A 9,971-nucleotide genomic window follows, 5' to 3' on the forward strand; every position below is an offset into this window, starting at 1 on the left:
GACCTCATCGCCGGCAAGAGAGTGCTTAGCGGCTGGCGAGCAGGGCCTGGCCGCGCGCGACGGCAGCCTTCACCTGCGCCGGTGCAGTGCCGCCCACGTGGTTACGGGCATTCACCGACCCTTCCAGGGTCAGTACCGCGAACACGTCCTGCTCGATCTGGTCGCTGAATTGACGCAGCTCTTCCAGGCTCATTTCCGCCAGGTCCTTGCCGGTGTCCACGCCGTACTTCACGGCGTGGCCGACGATTTCGTGGCAATCACGGAACGGCAGGCCACGGCGCACCAGGTAGTCCGCGAGGTCAGTCGCGGTGGAGAACCCGCGCAACGCCGCTTCACGCATGATCGCGTGCTTGGGCTTGATCGCCGGGATCATGTCGGCAAACGCGCGCAACGAGTCGCGCAGTGTATCGGCGGCGTCGAACAGCGGTTCCTTGTCTTCCTGGTTGTCCTTGTTGTAGGCCAGCGGCTGGCCTTTCATCAGGGTCAGCAGACCCATCAGCGCGCCGAACACGCGGCCGCTTTTGCCGCGTACCAACTCGGGCACGTCGGGGTTTTTCTTTTGCGGCATGATCGAGCTGCCGGTGCAGAAGCGGTCCGGCAGGTCGATGAACTGGAATTGCGCACTGGTCCACAGCACCAGCTCCTCGGAGAAGCGCGACAGGTGCATCATCGCGATGCTCGCGGCGGCGCAGAATTCGATGGCGAAGTCACGGTCCGACACGCCGTCCAGGGAGTTGCCGCCCACGGCGTCAAAACCCAGCAGTTGTGCGGTGTATTCGCGGTCGATCGGGTAGGTGGTGCCGGCCAGTGCGGCGCTGCCCAACGGCATGCGGTTGGCGCGCTTGCGGCAATCCACCAGGCGCTCGTAGTCGCGGCTGAGCATCTCGAACCAGGCCAGCAGGTGATGGCCGAAGGTCACGGGCTGTGCGGTCTGCAGGTGGGTGAAGCCGGGCATGATGGTGTCCGATTCACGCTCGGCCTGCTCCAGCAGACCTTTTTGCAAGCGGGTGATTTCGGACAGGATCAGGTCGATTTCGTCACGCAGCCACAGGCGAATATCGGTAGCCACCTGATCGTTGCGGCTGCGGCCGGTGTGCAGCTTCTTGCCGGTCACACCGATGCGGTCGGTGAGGCGGGCCTCGATGTTCATGTGCACGTCTTCCAGGTCGACGCGCCAGTCGAACGTACCGGCTTCGATCTCGCTGCGAATCGTGGTCAGGCCGTCGATGATGCTGTCGCGCTCGGCGTCGGTCAGCACGCCGACCTTGGCCAGCATCGTCGCGTGGGCGATGGAGCCCATGATGTCGTGGCGGTACAGGCGCTGGTCGAAGGTGACGGAGGCGGTGAAGCGGGCGACGAAGGCGTCGACGGGTTCACTGAAGCGGCCGCCCCAGGACTGGTTGGTCTTGTCGGTGCTCATGGATTCGCTCGTGATCTGCTTAATAAAGAGGCATGGAAGTGTGCCGGCGATAATAACAGGGTTGCCCGTTGAGGCGGTGCTGCGGGTCGTCGGCATTTTTATTTGTGCAAAGCTGGCTAAGTGCCTTGCCGTCGAACGCGTCCGGGAAGAGACTGGGACAAGGCTTTATTGAAACGATATTTGACGATTGAGCAATGTCGTCTCAGTGAGCGTCTACAGTTGGACTGATAGTGTGTGAATGCACCAAAGTCGGGTGATGCGGTCATAGCCCAGACTAACCATTAAAAAGGGGGGTATTCGGATTGTGTATCAGCAAACCCTACGACAGTGCCCGCAGGCAGCAGGTCTTGGGCGCTATTGAACAGGTCCGGGTAAATATGGGTGCCGCTGTCGGGGCACTTTTTGCCGCTCGCGCTAGTCTTAGCGTGGATCGCTGTGACGCAAGTCACCGCACCTGTCTACGCTATCCTTGTGCGAGACTCACGCAGGAATCCAGCGCAATATGAATGTCCTGATCGTTGATGACGAACCCCAAGCCCGCGAGCGACTGAGCCGTTTGGTCAGTGAACTCGAGGGTTATACAGTCCTTGAGCCGAGCGCCACCAACGGGGAGGAGGCGTTGGCGTTGATCGACAGCCTCAAGCCCGATGTGGTGCTGCTCGATATCCGCCTGCCGGGCCTTGATGGCCTGCAAGTTGCCGCCCGCCTGAGTGAGCGAGAATCGCCACCTGCCGTGGTGCTGTGCGCGGCCCAGGAAGAGTTTTCCGCCGACACGCTCGAAGCCAGCGGTGTCAGCTTCCTCACCAAACCCGTGGCTGGCGAGGCGTTGCTCAAGGCGCTGAAAAAGGCCGAGCGGCCCAATCGTGTCCAGCTCGCCGCACTGACCCAGCCCGCCGCCCAAAGTGGTAACGGGCCACGCAGCCACATCAGCGCCCGTACACGCAAAGGCATCGAGCTGATTCCGCTGGGCGAGGTGGTCTATTTTATTGCCGATCACAAGTACGTGACCCTGCGCCACCAGGGCGGCGAAGTGCTGCTCGATGAGCCGCTCAAGGCGCTTGAAGATGAATTCGGCGACCGCTTCGTGCGGATCCACCGCAACGCGCTGGTGGCCCGCGAGCGAATCGAAAGATTGCAGCGCACACCCCTGGGGCATTTCCAGTTGTTCCTCAAAGGGCTGAATGGCGATGCATTGATCGTCAGCCGACGCCATGTCGCCGGTGTGCGCAAGATGATGCAACAGCTTTAGCCTGGGGCCTGCGGCGATGCCTGTACCTCTTATCCCGGTGCGACGCGGCCAGGGAGGCCCCGCACTTGCTGATTCAAATCAAAGCGTATTTGCCTGAGCTGTTATTATCTGCCGTATCTATTCAGTACGGATTGATCCATGTCCTCTCGCGAAATCCGCATCGCCACCCGTAAAAGCGCCTTGGCCTTGTGGCAGGCCGAATACGTCAAAGCACGCCTTGAGCAGGCCCATGCCGGCCTCAAGGTGACCCTGGTGCCCATGGTCAGTCGCGGCGACAAGCTGCTGGACTCGCCGCTGTCGAAGATCGGCGGCAAGGGCCTGTTCGTCAAGGAACTGGAAACCGCGCTGCTGGAAAACGAAGCCGACATCGCCGTGCATTCGATGAAAGACGTGCCCATGGATTTCCCTGAAGGCCTGGGCCTGTTTTGCATCTGCGAGCGTGAAGACCCGCGCGACGCCTTTGTTTCCAACACCTACGCGTCGTTGGATGAGCTGCCGCTGGGCAGCATCGTCGGCACGTCCAGCCTGCGTCGCCAGGCACAGTTGCTCACTCGCCGCCCGGACCTGCAGATTCGTTTCCTGCGCGGCAACGTCAACACCCGCCTGGCCAAGCTGGATGCCGGCGAATATGACGCGATCATCCTCGCCGCGGCCGGCTTGATCCGCTTGGGTTTCGAAGATCGCATCACCTCGGCCATCAGTGTCGAGGACAGCCTGCCGGCCGGTGGGCAAGGCGCAGTGGGCATCGAATGCCGCACCGCCGATACTGAAATTCACGCCTTGCTCAAACCCCTGGACCACCACGACACCGAAGTGCGCGTCACGGCCGAACGCGCCCTGAACAAGCACCTCAACGGCGGCTGCCAGGTGCCGATTGCCTGCTACGCCGTGCTCGAAGGCGACAATCTGTGGCTGCGTGGCCTGGTAGGCGATCCGGATGGCGGCACCCTGCTGACTGCCGAGGTGCGTGGTCCGCAGCGTGATGCCACGGCCCTGGGGATCCAGGTGGCGGAGGAGCTGCTGGACAAGGGCGCTGGCGCCATCCTGCAAAAAGTCTATGGCGAGGCCGGCCCGCAGTGACCGGATGGCGACTGCTGCTGACGCGGCCTGCCGAGGAATCAGCAGCCCTGGCTTCGGCATTATCAGACGCCGGAATCTTCAGCAGCAGCTTACCCTTGCTGGACATCGAGCCCTTTGCTGTTACCCCCGAGCAGCAGGCCGTGTTCCGCCACCTCGACCGTTACTGCGCAGTGATCGTGGTAAGCAAGCCGGCTGCGCGCCTTGCCGTGCAACAGCTGACCCAAGCCTGGCCGCAACTGCCATGGTTCAGCGTCGGCGGCGCCACCGCGCAGGTGTTGGCCGAGCACGGCCTAAACGTTGACTACCCCCAGTCTGGCGATGACAGCGAGGCCTTGCTTCAATTGCCTGCGTTGCGCGAGGCTATCGCGCGCCCGGATGCGCGGGTGTTGATCCTGCGCGGCGAGGGGGGGCGGGAGTTGCTGGCTGAGCGTTTGCGTGAGCAAGGTGCTAGTGTCGACTATCTGGAGTTGTATCGTCGTTTCTTGCCGGACTATCAGGCGGGAGTACTGATGCAACGCATCCAGTTGGAACGCCTGAACGGCCTGGTGGTCAGCAGTGGGCAGGGTTTCTTGCACTTGCAGGCCCTGGCTGGCGCCGATTGGTCTCAGGTGGCCCGGCTTCCGTTGTTCGTGCCCAGTCCGCGAGTCCAGGAGATGGCGCGGGCCGCAGGCGCAGAAAAAGTGGTGGATTGTCGCGGCGCGAGTGCCGCGGCTTTGTTAGTGGCGTTGGGCAGCTGTGTCTTGTGACGGCCGCCCCCACTCTCTGATACGCAAAGGACGGATACGTGAGCGAAACAGCCTTGCCTAAAGATGAAACCCAGCCCGCACTCGATGCGCCGGCTGAGTCACCGGTCACCGCGCCGCGCCGTGGCAATGGCCTGGCAATTGTCGCCCTGCTGCTGGGCGCTGCCGGCGTTGCCGCAGGCGGTTGGGGGATCGTGCAGGTCCGCGCCTTGCAAGCCAGCAGCCAGCAACAGCTGGGGCAGGTGCAGACCCTCGACGACCAGTCCCAGACCCTCAAGCAAAGCCAGCAGCAACTGGCGGCGCGCCTGGCCCAGTTGCCAGGTGCCGATGAGCTGGAGGAACGTCGCCGTCTGGTCGCGCAACTGCAGGGTGACCAGCAACGCTTGAGCCAGCGGCTGGAAACCGTGCTGGGCGCCAGCCGCCAGGATTGGCGTTTGGCTGAGGCCGAGCATTTGATTCGCCTGGCGAGCCTGCGCCTGTCGGCCTTGCAAGACATCAACAGTGCGCAGTCGCTGGTGCAGGGCGCCGACGAGATCCTTCGCGAGCAAAACGATCCGGGCTCGTATGCCGCTCGCGAGCAATTGGCCAAGAGCCTGGCCGCGCTGCGCAGCACTGAGCAGCCAGACCGCACCGGGCTGTACCTGCAATTGGCGGCCTTGCGTGACCAGGTCGTGCAACTGGCGGCCATCGCCCCTGAATATCAACTGACCGATCCCGCTTCCCAAGGACGCCCGACCACCGATACCGAGAGTCGTTGGAGCCAGTGGTGGGAGCAGATTTCGCGGTACTTCCGCATCGACTTCAACCCTGACGACAACATCCGTCCGTTGCTGGCCGGCCAAGGCCTGAACCAGGTACGCCTGGCCCTGAGCCTGGCCCTGGAGCAAGCACAGTGGGCCGCGCTCAATGGCGAGTCGGCGGTCTACAGCCGCTCGCTGGGCGAGGCGCGCAGCGTGCTGCAGGACAACTTCAACCAGGACAACCCGCAAAGCAAGGCGATGCTGGCACGTATCGCCGAGCTTGAGCCCAAGGCCGTCTCGGTGGTGACCCCGGACCTGGCCGCGAGCCTGGCCGCCGTGCAGGCGTACCTTGACCGTCGTCATCTGTCTGCCGACGAAGCCAAGGCGGCCGCAGGCACGCCGGCAACCCAGGAGTAGAGCCGATGAAGCGTTTCTATGTGATCCTGGTGCTGGCGATTGCGATCGCCCTGGCACTGGCCGTGGGCATTTCCAAGCACACCGGCTACGTGCTGATTACCTACCCGCATGTGCTGCATTACGAGTCGAGCCTGTGGGCCACCTTGGTGGCCGTGTTTGCCATCGGCCTGGCGATCTACCTGATCCGCGTGTTGTTGAGCCTGGTGACCACCTCCGGTGGGGTGGTCAACCCGTGGTCGCGGCGTAACCGCAGCCGCCGCGTGCAGATTGCCATCGAACAAGGCCAGATGGACCTCGCCGAGGGCCGCTGGGCCAGCGCCGAGCGCCATTTGCACCGTGCCGCCGAAGCCGAGCGCCAGCCATTGCTGTATTACCTCGGCGCCGCTCGTGCCGCCAATGAGCAAGGCCGCTACGAAGAGGCTGACGGCTTGCTGGAACGTGCCCTGGAGCGTCAGCCCCAGGCCGAGCTGGCGGTTGCCTTGAGCCACGCGCAGCTGCAGCTGGACCGAGGCGATACGGAGGGCGCGTTGACCACCTTGCAGGCGATGCACGAACGTCACCCGCACAACGCGCAGGTGTTGCGTCAATTGCAGCGCCTGCATCAGCAGCGGGGCGACTGGTCATCAGTGATCCGCCTGCTGCCGGAACTGCGCAAGGACAAGGTGCTGCCTGCCAGCGAGTTGGCCGAACTCGAGCGCCGCGCCTGGGGTGAAAACCTGAGCCTGGCTGCACAGCGCGAAGACCAGGGTGAAGCGGGCTTGCAGTCACTTGAGCGGGCCTGGCAACAACTCACCTCTGCGCAGCGGCAGGAGCCGCAATTGGTCCTGGCCTATGCCGAGCAGTTGCGTCAGTTGGGTGCCGACGCGAAGGCCGAAGAAGCGCTGCGTGGCGCAATCAAGCGCGGCTACGACAGCCACCTGATCCGTCTCTACGGCCTGTTGCGTGGCAGTGATCCCGCCCGCCAGTTGAAGTTTGCCGAAGGTTGGCTCAAGGACCATCCCGGCGATGCCAGCCTGCTGTTGACACTGGGCCGCTTGTGCCTGCAAAACAGCCTGTGGGGCAAGGCGCGTGACTACCTGGAGAGCAGCCTGCAGGTACAGCGCAATCCGGAAGCCTGTGCCGAACTGGCGCGGTTGCTGGCCCAACTGGGCGACACCGAGCGCAGCAACCAGCTGTTCCAGGAGGGGCTGGGCCTGCTGGATAGCCGCTTGCTGGCGTCACCGCTGCCGGTACCTGCGCGAGTTTGAAGTAGGATGTTATCCAAGGGTTGGCTCAGACAAATCTGATAGCCAACCCTTCAATGTCTCGCAAACGCGTTGGCTAGAGCCTTTATAGGCATGCTCCTACGTTCAATAGTTTGAAGTCTTCCATCCTCTGACGGGTTGTCCTTATCCTCTTGCGGAATCGTCTGCTCTAGCATGTATTGAAAGGGGTCGGGCCTTTCCTCTACCGTATTGACCTATATTTCGCGGTGCGGATAAAGCATGTCTTTGGCCCCTTCACGTTCCTTGTTTTTCCTTGCATTCCTGGCAGGTGGGCTGACGTTGGGTGCGTCCTTCTACCTGGAATTTGGCGCGTCGTTGCGGCCTTGTTTCCTGTGCCAGTTGCAAAGGGTCTTCCTGGCGGCCTTCACGCTGATCAACCTGGCCGCCGCGCTCTACAGCCCCAAGCGTTCTGCCATCTACCTGTACGGTCTGGCGAGCATGGGCTGCGCGTTACTCGGCGCCATCACTGCCGTGCGCCAGGTACTGTTGCAAAATGCCGCACCCGACCAGGCTGGCGACTGTTGGCCGAGCCTGCAATACATGATCGAAAACCTGTCGCTGTGGCAGGCATTGCAATCGGCCGTCAAAGGCACGGTTGATTGCGTTGATATCAACTGGACGTTGTTCGACCTGAGCCTCCCCGAGTGGAGCCTGCTGTTCTTCCTGGGCATGCTGATCCTGGGCGCTACGCAGTTTTCGCGGCTGATTTCGAGCCAGCGTTTGCGTCCTGCTCGGCACTGAAAGGCCGTCACACTTTGCAGAAGGGGATTAAACACTTGTATGAACTTTCTCTCCTGCGTACCTTGAAGCCACAGTCATGCGGGCATAATCTGGCCCGCACGCGTTAATGAAACCGTTTGTCAGATGTGGCCTTGTCCGGCTGCCGCTTTAATCCTTGAAGTGTTGCGCGGGCACCAGGCAGCAGCGCCCCTATAGGGAAGAGAGATCATCATGCTGGAAAGTTGTCAGAATGCTCAGGAACGCTGGGGTGGGGTGCACAAGCTGATCGACAGCTGGTTGAAGGCACGTCACGAACTGGTTCGGGCCTTTGATGCTCTCGGCGCCAAGCCCGAGGCACTGGCTGAGAACCGCGAACCGTTGCAGGATTTCTGCGCTGTGTTGGTGGACTACGTATCGGCTGGACATTTCGGTGTCTACGAGCAACTGACCAAAGAAGCGGAAGCTTTTGATGATCAGCGTGGTCTGGAATTAGCCGAGACCCTTTACCCACGTATCGATGTGATCACCGAAAAATTGCTCGCGTTCACCGACCTGTGTGATGCCGGTAATTGTGTCGCCGAAAAATTCAAGGAGCTGGGTGGCCTGCTCCATGAGCGTTTCGAATTGGAAGATTGCCTGATCGAAGTGCTGCACAACGCCCACAAGGAAGAGGCGGCCACCCAGGCCTGATCTTTGCTGGCGGGATAAAAAAACGGTGCGCATTGCGCACCGTTTTTTATTGGGTCAGTGACGAGTACCGAGCAATTCGATCTCGAACACCAGCGGCGTATACGGCGGGATCAACTCGCCGGCGCCGTCGGCGCCATAAGCCTGGGCTGACGGAATCACCAGGCGCCATTTCGCGCCCACTGGCATCTGTTGCAGCGCGCTGCTCCAGCCGCTGATCACGCTGTCGAGGCGAAACCATTGGGGCTGCGTGCTCTGATCGAACACAGTGCCATCGGGAAGGCGTCCCACGTATTTCACTTGGACCTGATCACTGGCCAACGGCTTGTTGCCCGTGCCGGCAGTGAGTTCGGTGAGCAGGATGCCATCCGCCAGTTCGCGCACACCTTTTGCGGATTTTTCCTTGGCTAGAAATTGCTGTTCGGCGGCCAGTGCTTTTTCACTTTGGGGTGCCTGCGCGTCGGCTTCGGTTTGCGCTTCGTGCTGGGCCAGAAGCTGCTCGATGCGCGCGTTATCCAGCGCCAGCGGTTTGCCTTGATAGGCCTGCTTGAGGCCGTCGATCAAGGCCTGGATCTGCAAGTACGGAACCTCCTGGCGCAGGCGTTCGCCGAGGCTGGCACCGAGGCTGTAGGCGAGGTCGTGTTGATCCTGCGCGGTGGTTTTCGCCGGTGATTGCTCGCCCGCATTGGCCATCGAGATTGCCAGGCCAAGCACAAGAAAAAGGTAACGCGACATGAGCATTTCTCCCGCCGAAAGTGCGACGGATTATGCCAGTGTGGGAGCGTAAAAAGTGCCGCGCATTTTCGTTATATCGATAAGAATTTTCGTACGTTGCAACGCAAGGCAAACGATACTGTCAACATGCCCTAGCGGCGGTAAGAGCAGAGGGCTAGTATGAGCCGCACCCACGTCATCCAGGAGGTAAACCATGTCGGCCAAACAGAAGCCTGTTAATACCCCGTTGCATTTACTCCAACAACTTTCGGGCAGCTTGCTCGAACACCTGGAAAGCGCCTGTTCCCAAGCGTTGGCCGATGCAGAAAAGCTGCTCGCCAAGCTGGAAAAACAACGCGGTAAAGCGCAAGAAAAGCTGCACAAATCCCGCACCAAACTGCAAGACGCCGCGACTGCCGGCAAGGCCAAGGCACAAGCCAAAGCCAAAGACGCTGTCAAAGAACTTGAGGACTTGCTGGACGCCCTCAAGGATCGCCAAGCTGAAACCCGCACTTACATTTCCCAACTCAAAAAAGATGCTCAGGAAAGCCTGAAACTGGCCCAGGGCGTTGGTCGTGTGAAGGAAGCCGTGGCTAAAGTGCTGGGCGCTCGTACCCCTGCAAAAGCCGTTGCCGCCAGCTCGGCGAAAAAGCCGGCAAGCAAGGCCGTTGCTGCGAAAGCACCTGCCAAGCCAGCTGCTAAAACTGCTGCTGCAAAACCAGCCGCCAAGCCAGTTGCCAAAACTGCTGCTGCAAAACCAGCCGCCAAGCCAGCTGCTAAAACTGCTGCTGCGAAACCAGCCGCCAAGCCAGCTGCCAAAACTGCTGCTGCGAAACCAGCCGCCAAACCAGCTGCTAAAACTGCTGCTGCGAAACCAGCCGCCAAGCCAGCTGCTAAACCCGCTGCTGCAAAACCAGCCGCCAAGCCAGCTGCCAA

Annotated in this window: 10 protein-coding genes; 8 read left to right on the forward strand and 2 right to left on the reverse strand. The window is 61.3% G+C overall.

Annotated features, from left to right (window positions below; translation table 11 throughout):
- Positions 1-25: 25 nt before the first annotated feature.
- Positions 26-1,420, reverse strand: coding sequence for an argininosuccinate lyase (gene argH / locus QMX97_RS13595; RefSeq protein ID WP_282397065.1), 1,395 nt, complete (start codon positions 1,418-1,420; stop codon positions 26-28).
- A gap of 502 nt (positions 1,421-1,922) precedes the next feature.
- Between argH and QMX97_RS13600 the strand changes: the two genes are divergently transcribed.
- The 7 genes from QMX97_RS13600 (at position 1,923) to QMX97_RS13630 (ending at position 8,324) form a co-directional block, all read left to right on the forward strand.
- Entirely contained in the window at positions 1,923-2,669 is a 747-nt protein-coding gene (locus tag QMX97_RS13600) for a LytTR family DNA-binding domain-containing protein (RefSeq protein WP_065902423.1), read from the forward strand.
- A gap of 138 nt (positions 2,670-2,807) precedes the next feature.
- Entirely contained in the window at positions 2,808-3,749 is a 942-nt protein-coding gene (hemC, locus tag QMX97_RS13605; RefSeq protein WP_120450471.1) for a hydroxymethylbilane synthase, read from the forward strand.
- On the forward strand, positions 3,746-4,495 hold the full coding sequence (locus tag QMX97_RS13610; protein ID WP_065902419.1) for a uroporphyrinogen-III synthase: 750 nt from the start codon (positions 3,746-3,748) through the stop codon (positions 4,493-4,495). The genes hemC and QMX97_RS13610 overlap by 4 nt, the downstream gene beginning before the upstream one ends.
- A gap of 38 nt (positions 4,496-4,533) precedes the next feature.
- Positions 4,534-5,649, forward strand: a complete 1,116-nt coding sequence (locus QMX97_RS13615) for a uroporphyrinogen-III C-methyltransferase (protein ID WP_282397066.1) — start codon at positions 4,534-4,536, stop codon at positions 5,647-5,649.
- A gap of 5 nt (positions 5,650-5,654) precedes the next feature.
- On the forward strand, positions 5,655-6,896 hold the full coding sequence (locus tag QMX97_RS13620) for a heme biosynthesis protein HemY (RefSeq protein WP_201146119.1): 1,242 nt from the start codon (positions 5,655-5,657) through the stop codon (positions 6,894-6,896).
- Positions 6,897-7,133: 237 nt separating this feature from the next.
- Entirely contained in the window at positions 7,134-7,655 is a 522-nt protein-coding gene (locus QMX97_RS13625) for a disulfide bond formation protein B (protein WP_065902411.1), read from the forward strand.
- Between the two features lie 210 nt (positions 7,656-7,865).
- Complete coding sequence (locus tag QMX97_RS13630; protein ID WP_065902409.1) at positions 7,866-8,324, forward strand: Rsd/AlgQ family anti-sigma factor; 459 nt, start codon at positions 7,866-7,868, stop codon at positions 8,322-8,324.
- A gap of 54 nt (positions 8,325-8,378) precedes the next feature.
- Here QMX97_RS13630 and QMX97_RS13635 read toward each other — a convergent pair whose 3' ends face one another.
- A complete protein-coding gene (locus tag QMX97_RS13635; protein ID WP_282397067.1) occupies positions 8,379-9,056 on the reverse strand; it encodes an FKBP-type peptidyl-prolyl cis-trans isomerase in 678 nt (225 codons plus the stop codon).
- Positions 9,057-9,249: 193 nt separating this feature from the next.
- On the opposite strand from QMX97_RS13635, the gene QMX97_RS13640 reads away from it, so the two are divergent.
- On the forward strand, positions 9,250-9,971 hold a 722-nt coding region (locus QMX97_RS13640), incomplete at its 3' end, for an AlgP family protein (protein ID WP_282397068.1).

Source organism: Pseudomonas sp. PS01298, from assembly GCF_029959745.1.
GTDB lineage: Bacteria > Pseudomonadota > Gammaproteobacteria > Pseudomonadales > Pseudomonadaceae > Aquipseudomonas > Aquipseudomonas aylmerensis.